The sequence below is a fragment of the Pseudomonas sp. GW823-FHT01D03 genome, from assembly GCF_058798255.1.
In genome coordinates, this window is record NZ_JBXAKK010000001.1 from 1,796,285 (window position 1) to 1,811,223 (window position 14,939).

Annotated in this window: 11 protein-coding genes; 8 read left to right on the plus strand and 3 right to left on the minus strand. The window is 58.5% G+C overall.

Annotation, left to right across the window (positions count from 1 at the left end; all coding sequences use genetic code 11):
- Positions 1 to 88 precede the first annotated feature (88 nt).
- From AC1RBR_RS08000 to AC1RBR_RS08010, 3 genes are all read right to left on the minus strand, one after another.
- Positions 89 to 448 carry a DUF6124 family protein gene (locus AC1RBR_RS08000; protein ID WP_492563763.1) on the minus strand — a complete coding sequence of 120 codons (360 nt, stop codon included), beginning with the start codon at positions 446 to 448 and terminating at the stop codon, positions 89 to 91.
- Between the two features lie 481 nt (positions 449 to 929).
- A complete protein-coding gene (locus AC1RBR_RS08005; protein ID WP_492563764.1) occupies positions 930 to 3,878 on the minus strand; it encodes a hypothetical protein in 2,949 nt (982 codons plus the stop codon).
- Between the two features lie 342 nt (positions 3,879 to 4,220).
- Positions 4,221 to 4,580: a DUF6124 family protein gene (locus AC1RBR_RS08010; RefSeq protein WP_262142808.1), complete on the minus strand. Its 360-nt coding sequence runs from the start codon at positions 4,578 to 4,580 to the stop codon at positions 4,221 to 4,223.
- Between the two features lie 605 nt (positions 4,581 to 5,185).
- Here AC1RBR_RS08010 and AC1RBR_RS08015 point away from each other — a divergent pair.
- The 8 genes from AC1RBR_RS08015 (at position 5,186) to AC1RBR_RS08050 (ending at position 14,907) form a co-directional block, all read left to right on the plus strand.
- Entirely contained in the window at positions 5,186 to 5,836 is a 651-nt protein-coding gene (locus AC1RBR_RS08015; RefSeq protein WP_492563766.1) for a hypothetical protein, read from the plus strand.
- 226 nt (positions 5,837 to 6,062) lie between these two features.
- Complete coding sequence (flhA, locus tag AC1RBR_RS08020) at positions 6,063 to 8,192, plus strand: flagellar biosynthesis protein FlhA (protein ID WP_047599970.1); 2,130 nt, start codon at positions 6,063 to 6,065, stop codon at positions 8,190 to 8,192.
- A gap of 11 nt (positions 8,193 to 8,203) precedes the next feature.
- Positions 8,204 to 9,544 (plus strand): flagellar biosynthesis GTPase FlhF, encoded by a 1,341-nt coding sequence (flhF, locus tag AC1RBR_RS08025; protein WP_095139383.1) that lies wholly within the window; start codon positions 8,204 to 8,206, stop codon positions 9,542 to 9,544.
- Between the two features lie 113 nt (positions 9,545 to 9,657).
- Complete coding sequence (gene fleN, locus AC1RBR_RS08030) at positions 9,658 to 10,488, plus strand: flagellar synthesis regulator FleN (RefSeq protein ID WP_003222917.1); 831 nt, start codon at positions 9,658 to 9,660, stop codon at positions 10,486 to 10,488.
- Positions 10,485 to 11,225: an RNA polymerase sigma factor FliA gene (fliA, locus tag AC1RBR_RS08035; RefSeq protein WP_007920004.1), complete on the plus strand. Its 741-nt coding sequence runs from the start codon at positions 10,485 to 10,487 to the stop codon at positions 11,223 to 11,225. The genes fleN and fliA overlap by 4 nt, the downstream gene beginning before the upstream one ends.
- Positions 11,226 to 11,392: 167 nt before the next feature.
- On the plus strand, positions 11,393 to 11,764 hold the full coding sequence (locus AC1RBR_RS08040; RefSeq protein ID WP_024012118.1) for a chemotaxis response regulator CheY: 372 nt from the start codon (positions 11,393 to 11,395) through the stop codon (positions 11,762 to 11,764).
- A gap of 17 nt (positions 11,765 to 11,781) precedes the next feature.
- Positions 11,782 to 12,570, plus strand: coding sequence for a protein phosphatase CheZ (locus AC1RBR_RS08045; protein WP_027613919.1), 789 nt, complete (start codon positions 11,782 to 11,784; stop codon positions 12,568 to 12,570).
- Between the two features lie 54 nt (positions 12,571 to 12,624).
- On the plus strand, positions 12,625 to 14,907 hold the full coding sequence (locus tag AC1RBR_RS08050) for a chemotaxis protein CheA (RefSeq protein ID WP_492563767.1): 2,283 nt from the start codon (positions 12,625 to 12,627) through the stop codon (positions 14,905 to 14,907).
- Positions 14,908 to 14,939: the final 32 nt, after the last annotated feature.

A 14,939-nucleotide genomic window follows, 5' to 3' on the forward strand; every position in this document is an offset into this window, starting at 1 on the left:
ATTTTCAGAAACCGCGAGTTCAGGGTTTACGGCTGCTGCGCAACCGATCGGGGATGAATCCCCTCGCCACAGGTTCTTGCCTGCCTTCTTAGCCCGGCGATTCCAGATTATCCAGCGCCCGATTCACCGCCAACTCGCCGAGCATGATCAGTTGCGCGATGCCCAGCAGCGTCCTGCGCTGCGACGCCGGTATCAGATGGGCGAAGTCATTGGCGATGGTTCTGGCTGAAGCGAGTGTTTCGCAGGCATCGGCCAGCAGTTCTTCGTTTTTGAAGTCAGCGGTTACGGCGTACATCGAGCGGGTTTTGCGTTGAATGGGCGTGGTGCCGGGCGAGCAGAGGTAGTGGTCGAGGGCGCGGTCGGCGGCTTCGTGGAGCTTTTTTGAATCGAGGGATTCGTAGGGGGAGGTGGCGTCGGATTCAGGTGGGTTGGGTGTTGGTTTGATCATGGTGAAGCTCCGTGGTTGATTTGGCCGCCACGGCTCATCGCTAAACAAGTAAAGGTGGCGGCTGTACGCAGGTTAGCGATCCGGGTCACAGAAACCCCGGGTAGACCCGAAGGTCTCCCGCGCACAGCCACCATGACGCCAAGTGCAGATAGACAAACCTGCAATTGAGACTGGGGATCGAGCGTCTGTAAGGTATCGGATCGCTAAACCCGATCGCTGATTCGTCAGCGACCGAACCACAATAGAACCCGACCCCAAAGCGCACAAGCCGGCGGATTCTGGCGTAGCTGTAGGCAATGGCGCAAGGGCGTGTAGCCTTGAAGACGTGTCTGGAGGTGTTTTTTAAACGTATGGTTTAAAGACAAAAAATTGGGGGCTGTTTGGGACGTACTCTCCATCTGTCCCTGTAGGATTCGTCGCCACGCCGAGCACGGCGACATGCGTCGCGCTCGGCGGTTTATGACAGAAATGGACAAGGCGTTCAACAGGTCATTGAGAAGTTATCTACATATGAACGAGTACTTCCATTGTGTATGTCAATATATTTGATTTTCTTGTTTGGTGTTTCTGTAATGTCAACCCATGTTTTATGTTTTTCATCATGTGCCGGAGTGGGCACGATTTTAACTAAATTTAAATTTTCGTCGTAGCATCTGTAGTGTGAAATGGTTCGATAGGCACAATAAGTGCCGAATCTAATGCTTTTTGCTGTTTGCTTTAGTGTGAGTCTTAGAATTCCGTTTGGATAAATATCTATATATTTTAATGTTATTTGTGGGGCCGCTGAATAAGAATCTCCAAGAGAGAAAAGTGCTCGTTCTGATACTACCGTAACGGTCATGCTTGGGAAATCCATGACTGTTCCAATAGGTTTGATACCAGTTGCCCCTGTTTCGAAATTTTCAAGTATTACTAAAGGAGGGATTTTCAATAGGTTTAAATTCAATAGCGGAAATATAATAGGTGTTAAATTGCTGGCGGGACTCGGCAGTATTTCTAAAGATATTGTGAACTTAGTATCGTGTCCCAGACTTAACAATTGCTCTCTGGTCAGTGTCTGTTTTATTCCAGAGGTTGTTTCCGTATCGGTTATTTTGTGGTTGGTCAATATCTGAATTGTGCAGTCGTCATTGTTGTCGTCTTTTCCCGAAATTTTTAGTTGCACAATGTTATCAGTGCTGATGCCTGTCCATGGCCGTACGGTCACCTCAGCGTTTCCTTCAAAAGAATTCAAATCCAGCACGTTGTCATCCGGTGCCTGTGGGATTTTCGGCGAGGGTAACCGAGGGTCTTCATCCACTATCTTCAGCAAAGTCACCTCGGTCGCATCTGATTCAACCGCTTGTTCATCATTGCGATTCAAATCCCAGCGCAATTCGATCACCTTGCCATGTCGCGCCGCCAAAAACGCGGGGCTCAATACTGTATCCACCCGCTTGTTGTTGAACTCCACCAAAGGAAACGGTGGCGTGCCTGCTGGGGGATCGACCTCCACCAGGCATGCCTGGTCGCCGCTCAATGCTTCTGGGTATTCGATGCGCACCGTCACCCCGTTCGGGTAGGCCAGGACATCAATCGGATCGGTGGCCGGTGCTACAAGGAACGGTGGCGGCAGCTCCCCCAGCGCCGCCCCGATGCGCAACGTCAACTCATGAGAATGCCCCAGCGTCTCGCCCGCCCGCTGAATGCTGTAATCGGCAACCACCGTACCGTTCAGGTTGGTGGTCACGTATTTTTTCTCAACGGTAATTCGCACAGGCCTGCCAGCGGTAGCGGGGATCAGGTCGACATGACTACTGATGCTGCCGCCGCTGGCGGAGCCGCGCCAACGGTAGTTCACACGATCCTTGTCGCGGGTGCCGAGGTACGGCACCACTAGCGTGGCACCGGTGGGTGGCACGTTGTCCGGATCGAGCACGTCGTTGGCATCTGCGCCCTCGACTTCCGGCCGGTCGAACGTCGGCAGGGCGACGCCGACCTGCATCATGAACGGCAGCGACTCGCGAACGCTCAACAGCCCCGTTTCGCTGTTGGTGACGACGTAATAGACCTTGACGTTCAGGCCGTTGAAACGCTGGATTTCGGCATTGCTCACGCTGCGCAGGACGGGCTGATTGTCCGCTACGTTGCCGACCGGGCGGGGATCTTCGTAATAAACGGTGTCGTTACCGGGCGCCTGGGCCCACCAGATCAGGTTGAGCAGGTCGCTGCTGTTGCGACCGGGGTACCAAGGGATCTGCACAGTCGCCCAAGGCGTTTCGGGTGGCAACGTCCCGCCCGGTGCCTCGTCAACGGTGGGGGCGACTAACTGGCTGATGTCGCCAATCACGGTGACGCTGGCATTTTTTGAGCGGCGGTCGCTTTCATCGCTGCGACGGCGGACATAGCCGACCGAGGCTGCGCCTTTGGCGATGGCTTTGACGGCGGCATTGGGGATGGGGAAATCGAGCTGGAAGGGCACGTACAACACCTCTTTCTCCAGCGGCCCGACGATGATCTGCGAGCCTTGCGCCGGGGTGCCGATCCAGGTCAGGAGCACCTTGTCGCCCACCGCAAAATCGTCCTTGGTGATGTAAACGCGGGCGATCACATCTTCATCCCCGAGCTGATCGAGGTCGATGCTGTCGGTTGGAATGCCGTTGACCAGCACCTGCGGTTCGTCCAGCCGATTGCCCCCCAGGTCCACCAGCATATGACGCGTCGCCGACCACGGCGCGCGTTCGTCCGGGAAGTTACCGCAGCGATCGATGACTTGATAAGCCACCGCGACACGATAACCGTCCCCGGCGTCGTCGATAACGGCGCGGCTGAAGACAACCTCGATCGGGTTTCTGATCGGGTCCTGGGCCTGTTCCGGCGTAACGACATGCACCTCTTGCTGGCTGCCCCAGCGGGCGAGAATGCGGTCGTATCGGGTGAGGTTGCGGTAGGGCACGATGTGCATCGTCACCCCGCTGGGCGGCAGGTTTTCATCGACCTCGTCATGAGAGAGGGAGAACTTGAGATCGGAGTGGCCGTCATCGCCGGGAATGTCATCGTACCCCCCGGGACGTGTGAGTTTGACCAGCAGGGTCATGACCGGTATCGAGTCCTCCGGGGTCTGGGTCTTGCGCGTGATCCGGTAGAACACTGGCGTGGCATCCCCCTCAAGTACCTGGCCCTTGGTAATGGTGAAAACCACGTCTTGGTTGAGCTCGGCATCGTTCTCGAGGGTCTTGCTCCAGACCGCTGCGCTGTCATTGCCCCAGAACACCTCGGCCAGATCGCCAACGGACATGGTCAGCCAGGCGGGAATGATGCCTTGCAGATCGCCTTCCACGGCTCTGATGGGGATGCCGCCGTCATAGTGTTCGGCAGGGCTGAGGTTGACCAGTGCCGGAAAATACAGAGGTTTGAGGGCTTGAGGGGCGGGGTCTGCTTGGCTGGACATTTGGCGAACTCAGGTCGGTGGCTGGGTGACGGAGTTATTGAGCGCGCGTTGGAGGAATTAGGCACCTGTCAGATCTGACAGGTGCTGGCGGGTTTCCGACAAGTGGTCATGTGGGCTGAAGAAAAGAGCCGACAAACCGCAGCCCGGTTAGATGAGGTGGCGGTTTTTTTATGCCTGGAGACATGTGTCGGCTGTGAGGCCGCTTTCGCGAGCAAGCCCGCTCCCACAGGGATTGGGGTCGATTACAAATCTGTGCCTACACACCGAACCTGTGGGAGCGGGCTTGCCCGCGAAGACGTCAGCAACCACAACGCTTCGTTCAAGGCTTGTCACAGATCCCTGTTACTGCGGCAATTCCAGATTATCCAGCGCCCGATTCACCGCCAACTCGCCGAGCATGATCAGTTGCGCAATGCCCAGCAGCGTCCTGCGCTGCGACGCCGGTATCAGGTGGGCGAAGTCATTGGCGATGGTTCTGGCCGACGCGAGTGTTTCGCAGGCATCGGCCAGCAGTTCTTCGTTTTTGAAGTCTGCGGTCACGGCGTACATCGAACGGGTTTTACGTTGAATGGGTGTGGCGCCGGGCGAGCAGAGGTAGTGGTCGAGGGCGCGGTCGGCGGCTTCGTGGAGCTTTTTTGAATCGAGGGATTCGTAGGGGGAGGTGGCGTCGGTTTCGGGTGGGTTGGGTGTTGGTTTGATCATGGTGAGGCTCCTAGAGTCGACGGAGCTGCCACATTTCGCTGCGATACGAAAGGGAGGTGGCAGCTATACGCGGGTCGCAGACCGAGACTCTAGAACCGGCAGACCCAAAGGTCTCCCACGTACAGCCGCCATAAAACGAGGACGGAAGTTGTGCGTCTAGAAATCAGCGGGCTGCGAGACCCGATCGCTGATTCGTCAGCGACTGATCCACAATAGAACCCGACCCGAAGGCGCACAAGCCGGCGGATTCTGGCGTAGCTGTAGGCAATGGCGCAAGGATGTGTAGCCCGCAAGGCGTGTCCGGAGGTGTCTATTAAACGCCATCGTTTAAAAGTGCTGCTCATGATTCTGTGGTGTCGCGGATGGCCTCTTCGCGAGCAAGCCCGTTCCCTCAGGGGATCTGTGTGATACCTCCAATCTGTGTTCATTGCGTCGCGATTCCTGATAACTCAAAAGACCGCGGCCTTCCGTTTATCTGAAAAAGATCTCTACCTGTTAGTTCTGACAGTAGACACAAAGGGCATTCAGCTATTCCATGTTCCTTGGCAGGTTTCACGGGCAAGTCGCCTTCTGACCTGTCTTTAACATTCGCCAAGGAGAAGGTCATGCCAGAGAACTACAGAAAGCTTGAAGGAATGAGGTTCGAGTTCGTTTCCGGGTTGGCGGTGAAAGCGTCTGATCATATCGCTTGCACGTTCACTTTTAAGGCGACGTTGGACTTCACGCATTTCGTGCAAATGAGCACTGCTCATGTGCCGGGATATCTCAATTCGAGCACCAATGCGATCAAGCCAAGGTTGGATGGGTTAGCCCATCATGGTCTCTACAACAGATTCAACAGTGCAGCTGGCAAGATTGATAACGTTAGAGCGTTGGTCAACGTGTTCTCTTCTCCTAATAACTACTTCGATATATGGAGTGGCAATGGTCTACAGATGCGTTATCACAAGCCCCAATTCGACACGGTCGGTAATGAGATAAAAATCACCGGTGGGCAGGACTTTCGATGGGAGAACGAGCAGGAGATAAAGCCACAGGATGTGCCGAACATTCAATTTAACTGGGCACTGATTGTGCTGAAGGCACACCCCCACGATCCTTTTCATGAGCCTGAGGAAATCGTGACATTAGGCTATTCTGAGGAAACGTTTGTCGACGTGGGAGGCAAGCAGATCCGTAAGGGTACGCGCTACCTGGTGGGCCGCGACTTACTTCTTGGTGAAATCAAGCCAAAGCAAATTTTGACTGCCGGATAAATTCGCCAATGCGCGGGTTTTTCTGATTTTTATTCCCTTGCGTCATTGGTGAGCCGTCCTGCGTCTGTTTTGCGGTCGGCTCCACGGCGCCCGGCTTCAGGCAACACAATCCCCCGAAACAAAGCTCAATTTCAATCCCCGGCAAAAGTTGGAAGGCTTCTTGCAGTAGCCGCCGTGCGCCTGCTTTGGGCGTCAAAAGTTTGCTTTAAAGGAACGGGGAAAACCGGTGGATCGCTCTCAGTTATTCAACACTGCTCGCTCGAATGTTGCCGACCTCAGTCGAGGCAATCTGGGCGTGCCGTTGTTGCTGCTGGTCATGTTGGCAATGATGATGTTGCCGATTCCGCCGTTCCTGCTCGATGTGTTCTTCACCTTCAACATTGCCCTGTCGATCGTCGTCCTGCTGGTCTGCGTGTACGCGCTGCGGCCGCTGGATTTCGCGGTGTTCCCGACCATTCTGCTGGTGGCGACGCTGCTGCGGCTGGCGTTGAACGTGGCCTCGACGCGGGTGGTGATGCTCCACGGTCAGGACGGCCACGCCGCTGCCGGTAAGGTGATTCAGGCCTTCGGCGAAGTGGTGATCGGCGGCAACTACGTGGTCGGTATCGTGGTGTTCGCGATTCTGATGATCATCAACTTCGTCGTGGTGACCAAGGGCGCCGGGCGGATTTCCGAGGTGAGCGCACGCTTCACCCTCGACGCGATGCCCGGCAAACAGATGGCGATCGACGCCGACCTCAACGCCGGTCTGATCGACCAGAACCAGGCCAAGGCCCGCCGTCAGGAAGTCGCCCAAGAGGCTGAGTTCTACGGTTCGATGGACGGTGCCAGCAAGTTCGTCCGTGGTGACGCCATCGCCGGCCTGCTGATTCTGTTCATCAACCTGATCGGCGGTATGGCCGTCGGTATCTTCCAGCACAACATGACCTTCGCCGACGCGGGCAAGGTGTACGCCTTGCTGACCATCGGTGACGGTTTGGTGGCGCAATTGCCATCACTGTTGTTATCGACAGCGGCGGCGATCATGGTGACCCGTGCTTCCGGTTCGGAAGACATGGGTAAACAGATCAACCGCCAGATGTTCGCCTCGCCCAAAGCCCTGGCGGTGGCCGCTGGTTTGATGGCGGTCATGGGTCTGGTCCCGGGCATGCCGCACTTCTCGTTCCTGAGCATGGCTGCGCTGGCCGCCGGTGGCGCGTACCTGTTCTGGAAAAAACAGAACGTCGCCAAGGTGCAGGCGCTGCAAGAGGTTCAGCGTCAGCAGGAACTGCTGCCGTCGCCGGCCCGCGCCATGGAAACCAAGGAGCTGGGCTGGGATGACGTGACGCCGATCGACATGATCGGCCTTGAGGTCGGTTACCGCCTGATCCCGCTGGTGGATCGCAATCAGGGTGGGCAGTTGCTGGCGCGGATCAAGGGCGTGCGCAAGAAGCTCTCGCAGGATCTGGGCTTCCTGATGCCGACCGTGCACATTCGCGACAACCTCGATCTGGCGCCGAGCGCCTATCGCCTGACCCTCATGGGGGTGATTCTGGCCGAAGCCGAGATCTACCCGGATCGCGAGCTGGCGATCAACCCGGGGCAGGTTTACGGCACGCTCAACGGCATTACCGCCAAAGATCCGGCTTTCGGCCTGGAGGCGGTGTGGATCGAAGTCAGCCAGCGTGCGCAGGCGCAATCGCTCGGTTACACCGTGGTCGACGCCAGTACCGTGGTTGCGACGCACTTGAACCAGATTCTGTACAAGCACTCCAGTGAGCTGATCGGCCACGAGGAAGTGCAGCAACTCATGCAATTGCTGGCCAAAAGCTCGCCGAAACTGGCTGAAGAGCTGGTGCCGGGGGTGGTTTCGCTGTCGCAGTTGCTCAAAGTGCTGCAGGCGCTGCTGGCCGAACACGTGCCGGTGCGCGATATCCGCAGCATTGCCGAGGCTATCGCCAACAACGCCGCCAAGAGTCAAGATACCGCCGCCTTGGTGGCCGCAGTACGCGTCGGCGTATCCCGCGCCATCGTCCAAAGCATTGTAGGCACTGACTCCGAGCTGCCTGTGATCACCCTGGAACCAAGGTTGGAACAAATATTGCTCAATAGTCTGCAGAAGGCAGGACAAGGCTCGGAAGAGGGCGTTCTGCTGGAGCCAAGCATGGCCGAGAAGCTGCAGCGTTCGCTTATCGAAGCGGCGCAGCGCCAGGAAATGCAAGGTCAACCGGTGATCCTGTTGGTAGCAGGCCCGATCCGCGCGATGCTCTCGCGTTTCGGTCGCCTCGCAGTTCCAGGGCTGCACGTGCTGGCCTACCAGGAAATTCCGGACAACAAGCAAGTGACCATCGTTGCGACAGTAGGGCCCAACGGCTGAGGTAGTGGTTTATGCAAGTTAAGCGTTTTTTCGCCGCCGATATGCGTCAGGCCATGAAGCTGGTTCGTGATGAGCTGGGCGCTGATGCCGCCATCATTGGCAACCGCCGCATTGCCGGCGGCGTCGAGCTGACGGCGGCGCTGGATTACAAATTGTCGGCGCTGGCGCCACGGGTTCCGAACATGGAACTCGAGGACGAGCTGCGCAAGACTCAGTCGCGCATCGTGACCGCCCAGGCCGAGCTGAGCCTGCGTGGCGAAGCCGACGGCAACACCAATCGCCAGTTGTTCGCCGGGCTGCCGTTGACGGCCGGCCTGCCGCTGACCGCTGCCGAACCGTTGAGCGAACCGACTTACGCCGCCCCGGCGCGTCCGGCTCCGGCACCTGCACCGGCGGCCGCAGGCGTCGATCCGCGTGCGCTGGATTCGATGCGTTTCGAATTGAACAGTCTGCGTGAGCTGATGGAAGTGCAGCTCGGCACCCTGGCCTGGAATCAGCTGCAAGGCAGCCGTCCGGCGCAAGCCAATCTGTATCGCCGTCTGCAACGCATCGGTCTGTCCGGGCCGTTGTCGCGCGATCTACTGGCGATGATCACCGATATTGAAGAACCACGTCAGGCCTGGCGCATGCTGCTCGCGCACCTGGCGCGGATGATTGCCGTACCGGAAGTCGAGCCGCTGGAAGAGGGCGGGGTGATTGCCATGGTCGGTCCGGCCGGCATGGGCAAGACCACCACCCTGGCCAAACTCGCTGCGCGTTACGTGCTCAAGTACGGCGCGCAGAATGTCGCGCTGGTGAGCATGGACAGTTTCCGTATCGGCGCCCAGGAACAACTGAAGACCCTGGGTCGCATTCTTAATGTGCCGGTGACCCACGTCGATCCGGGCCAGTCGCTGGTGCAGGCGCTCGACCCGCTGCTGCGCAAACGCGTGGTGCTGATCGACACCGCCGGCTTGCAGGCCAGCGATCCGGCTTTGCGCATGCAGCTGGAAAGTCTGGCCGGGCGTGGCATCCGTTCAAAAAATTATCTGGTGCTGGCAACCACCAGCCAGAAACAGGTTCTAACCGCCGCGTACCACAGTTACAAGCGTTGCGGGCTAGCCGGCTGCATCCTGACTAAACTGGATGAGACGGCCAGTCTTGGCGAAGTATTGAGCCTGGCGATCAGTCATGAATTGCCGGTCGCGTACCTGACCGATGGCCCACGGATTCCGGATGATCTGCATCTGCCGCGCCGTCATCAACTGGTCAGCCGCGCCGTCAGCGTGCAAATGCAGGAAGAACCCAGCGAAGAAGCCATGGCTGACATGTTCGCTGATATCTACCACAGCCCGACCAAGCAGGTTGGCTGAGGTAATGAACCGTTTATGTACCTACATCGATGGTCTGCCATGCATTGTTCCGGTTGAGAACGCGCAGCCAGTAATGTGGCCTCCGTCTATGCAAGACAAGGTAAAGAAATAACATGGGCAGCATGCATCCCGTACAGGTGATCGCGGTGACCGGCGGCAAAGGTGGCGTCGGCAAGACTAACGTGTCAGTGAACTTGTCTCTGGCGCTGGCAGAGCTTGGCCGTCGGGTCATGCTGCTGGACGCCGACCTGGGGCTGGCGAACGTCGACGTTCTGCTGGGACTGACCCCCAAACGTACTCTGGCCGATGTGATTGAAGGCCGCTGCGAACTGCGCGACGTGCTGTTGCAGGGGCCCGGCGGGATCCGCATCGTGCCGGCCGCTTCCGGCACCCAAAGCATGGTGCACCTGAGCCCGGCGCAACATGCCGGTCTGATTCAGGCCTTCAGCGACATCGGCGACAACCTCGATGTGCTGGTGATCGACACCGCTGCGGGTATTGGTGACTCGGTAGTCAGTTTTGTCCGCGCCGCTCAGGAAGTGTTGCTGGTGGTCTGCGACGAGCCGACCTCGATCACCGACGCCTACGCGCTGATCAAACTGCTCAACCGCGACTACGGCATGAACCGCTTCCGCGTCCTCGCCAACATGGCGCAGAGCCCGCAGGAAGGGCGCAACCTGTTCGCCAAGTTGACCAAGGTCACGGATCGCTTCCTCGACGTCGCCTTACAATACGTCGGCGCCGTGCCGTACGACGAAAGCGTGCGCAAGGCAGTGCAGAAGCAGCGAGCGGTCTATGAAGCCTTTCCGCGTTCCAAGTGCGCGCTGGCGTTCAAGGCGATCGCGCAGAAGGTCGATACCTGGCCGCTGCCTGCCAACCCGCGCGGTCACCTTGAGTTTTTCGTCGAGCGCCTCGTGCAGCAAACAGCAGGGCCTGTGTTATGACCGCGAGCGGTATGAACTACTACAAGAAGTCGGCACGTGACGCGCAGTACGAGTTGATCGAGCGTTACGCGCCACTGGTCAAGCGCATTGCCTATCACTTGCTGGCGCGCTTGCCGGCGAGTGTGCAGGTTGAAGACCTGATTCAGGCCGGGATGATCGGCCTGCTCGAAGTCTCGACCAAATACGACGCCAGCAAAGGCGCCAGTTTCGAAACGTACGCGGGCATTCGAATCCGCGGCGCGATGCTCGATGAAGTGCGCAAAGGGGATTGGGCACCACGCTCGGTTCACCGCAACACCCGTATGGTCAGCGACGCAATTCGCTCAATTGAAGCTAAAACCGGACGTGATGCTAAAGATCACGAGGTTGCGGCCGAACTCCAATTGAGTCTCGACGATTACTACGGGATTTTGAATGACACGCTGGGCAGCCGGCTGTTCAGTTTCGACGACCTGTTGCAGGACGGCGAACACGAAGGGCTGCACGAGGATGGCGCCAGTGCTCATCTTGAGCCGTCACGCGATCTGGAAGATGAACGCTTCCAGGCGGCGCTGGCGGATGCGATTGCCAATTTGCCGGAGCGTGAGCGACTGGTGTTGGCGCTGTACTACGACGAAGAGCTGAACCTCAAGGAAATCGGTGAAGTCCTTGGCGTCAGTGAATCGCGGGTCAGCCAGTTACACAGCCAGTGCGCGGCCCGTTTGCGGGGGCGTTTGGGGGAGTGGCGAGCGCGCTGAAGGCAGTGTGGGGACACTGCGAACGAGGCTGGTGCGGTGATGAACGGCACCGGTCTTGCTCTGTTGTGCTCCAGACAGTCATCGAGTGCTTTGCCGGATTGATTGAAGTGGCGCGTCCAGGTGCTGGGCGCGTTTAAGACTGCTTGGAGGTCGAATTGAACAAAGACATGAAAATCCTCATCGTTGATGACTTCTCAACGATGCGGCGGATCATCAAGAACCTGCTGCGCGATCTTGGGTTCACCAATACCGTCGAGGCCGACGATGGCACTACCGCCATTCCGGTACTCAACAGCGGAAGCATCGACTTTCTGGTAACGGACTGGAACATGCCGGGCATGACCGGTATCGACTTGCTGCGCCACGTACGTGCCGATGAAAAACTCAAGCATCTGCCCGTGCTGATGGTGACCGCTGAAGCCAAGCGCGAGCAAATCATCGAGGCCGCTCAGGCCGGTGTGAACGGCTACGTGGTCAAACCTTTCACGGCTCAGGCGTTGAAAGACAAAATCGAGAAGATTTTCGAACGCATCGGCTGATGACGCGCGGGGGAGCTATGGAGCATAACGAATCTTCACAGGGCGATTTCGAGTCGACCCTGAAAAAACACGCGGTCGAACTGGTCGAGAGCCTTGAAAAAGGCAGGTTCGGCGACGCTGTGCAACTGATCCATGAGCTCAATCAGACCCGTGACCGCGGCCTGTATCAGGAAGTGGGCAAGCTCACACGCGAACTGCACAGTGCGATCGTCAATTTCCAGATCGATCCGCACATGCCGCAGGCCGAGGAAGTGTCGCAAATCACCGACGCCACCGAACGCCTGGGCTATGTGGTCAAGCTGACCGAAGCCGCGGCCAACCGCACCATGGATCTGGTGGAAAGCGCCACCCCGGTGGTCAATGGCCTGGCTGAAGAAGCCCAGGCCCTGAGCACCGATTGGGGCCGCTTCATGCGTCGTGAGGTCGGAGCTGAAGAGTTCCGCGAACTGGCGCGCCGGGTCGACGGTTTTCTGTCACGCAGCAGCACGGACAACCGTGCGGTGTCGAGCAACCTCAATGACATCCTGCTGGCTCAGGATTACCAGGACCTCACAGGTCAAGTGATCAAGCGTGTGACCCAACTGGTCACCGAAGTCGAAAGCAATTTGCTCAAACTCGTCCTCATGGCCAGTCAGGTTGACCGCTTTGCGGGCATCGAACACGACCGTGCCGCGATGCTTGCAGAAAAAGATCCACAAAAACATCTCTCGCAGGGTGAAGGTCCGCAGATTCATGCCGATAAACGAGAAGACGTTGTGTCCGGTCAGGACGATGTGGACGATTTGTTATCCAGCCTCGGATTCTAGAGTTTTGGAATTTTAGGTTTTTTGGGTTTTTAGACCTGTAGGAGCACCCCATTAATGAGCTTCGGCGCCGATGAAGAGATCCTTCAGGATTTCCTGGTTGAGGCCGGCGAGATTCTTGAGCAACTGTCCGAGCAACTGGTCGAGCTGGAAAGCCGCCCGGATGACGCAGATCTGCTCAACGCAATTTTTCGCGGTTTCCACACTGTAAAAGGGGGCGCCGGCTTCCTTCAGCTCAATGAGCTGGTGGAGTGCTGTCACATCGCCGAAAACGTGTTCGACATCCTGCGCAAGGGTGAGCGTCGCGTTGATGCAGAACTGATGGACGTGGTGCTTGAAGCACTGGACGCGGTGAACAGCATGTTCAGCGAAGTCCGTGAACGTGCACCGATCACTGCTGCAACCCCGGAACTGCTGGCCGCGCTGGCGCGTCTGGCCGAACCGCAAACGGCCGACGAAGCTCCGGCTTCGCCAGTGGCCGAGATGATCGAAGAACTGGTCGTCGAAGGCGATTCGAGCGATTCGGGCGACATCACCGATAACGAATTTGAACAGTTGCTGGATTCGCTGAACGCCGTCAAGGCCGAGGCCGAAACCCCGGTTGCTGTTGCACCTGCGCCGGCTGCCGATGCGGCCGCCAGCGATGAAATCACCGACGCCGAATTCGAGTCGTTGCTCGATCAGCTGCACGGCAAAGGCCAGTTCGCGGCGGACGCCGTGGCACCGGCAGCGGCCGCTCCGGCGGCACCCGCGGCGGGTGACAGCTCGGACATCACCGACGACGAATTCGAAGCACTGCTCGATCAGTTGCACGGCAAGGGCAACTTCGCCGTTGAAGCGCTGGAGTCGGCGATCGCCTCGGCACCGGTTGCGCCTGCCGCACCGGCGGCCGCCGCTGCCGGCAGCGATCTGATCAGCGATCACGAGTTCGAATCGCTGCTCGACGAATTGCACGGCAAAGGCAAGTTCACCGACGTTGGCGCCGCTGCTGCGGGCACCGCGTCGACCGTGGCTGCGCCTGCCGCCAAGGCCGCCGCCGCTCCGGCTGCTGCGCCAAAGGCTGCACCCAAGCCTGAGCCGAAAGCCGAAGCGCCAAAACCGGCCGCCGCTGCTGCACCGGCGCCGGCCCGTGCCGCCGCTGCTCCGCCGCCGGAAAAACCGGCGAGCGAAGCCGAGACCACTGTGCGGGTCGATACCGCACGTCTCGACGAAATCATGAACATGGTCGGCGAGCTGGTGCTGGTGCGTAACCGTCTGGTGCGCCTGGGTCTCAACAGCGGCGACGAAGCCATGTCCAAGGCTGTGTCGAACCTCGACGTGGTCACGGCTGACTTGCAGACCGCGGTGATGAAGACCCGGATGCAGCCGATCAAGAAGGTCTTCGGGCGCTTCCCGCGTCTGGTTCGCGACCTCGCGCGTCAGCTCAAGAAAGAGATCAACCTGGAACTGGTGGGTGAAGAAACCGACCTCGACAAAAACCTGGTCGAGGCCCTGGCCGACCCGTTGGTCCACTTGGTGCGCAACGCGGTCGACCACGGCATCGAATCACCGGAAGAACGCGAAGCTTCGGGCAAGGCCCGTGGCGGTCGCGTGGTACTGGCCGCCGAGCAGGAAGGCGATCACATCCTGTTGTCGATCTCCGACGACGGCAAGGGCATGGACCCGAACGTGCTGCGTTCGATCGCGGTAAAACGCGGTGTGATGGACAAGGACGCGGCCGATCGCCTGAGCGATACCGAGTGCTACAACCTGATTTTCGCCCCGGGTTTCTCGACCAAGACCGAGATCTCCGACGTGTCCGGCCGCGGTGTCGGCATGGACGTGGTGAAGACCAAGATTTCCCAGCTCAACGGTTCGATCAACATCTACTCGACCAAGGGCCAGGGCTCGAAGATCGTCATCAAGGTGCCGCTGACGCTGGCGATCATGCCGACCCTGATGGTGATGCTCGGCAATCAGGCGTTCGCGTTCCCGTTGGTCAACGTCAACGAAATCTTCCACCTCGACCTGTCGACCACCAACGTGGTGGACGGTCAGGAAGTGGTGATCGTGCGGGACAAGGCGCTGCCATTGTTCTACCTCAAGCGCTGGCTGGTCAGCTCCGCCGCTCACGAAGAGCAGCGCGAAGGCCATGTGGTGATCCTTTCGGTGGGCACCCAGCGGATCGGCTTCGTCGTCGATCAACTGGTCGGCCAGGAAGAAGTGGTCATCAAGCCATTGGGCAAAATGCTGCAGGGCACTCCGGGCATGTCCGGCGCCACCATCACCGGTGACGGCCGCATCGCGCTGATCCTTGATGTTCCAAGCATGCTCAAGCGTTACGCGACGAAGCGTATTTGAATCCGGGGCGGCGGGGCGACGACGTCCCGCTG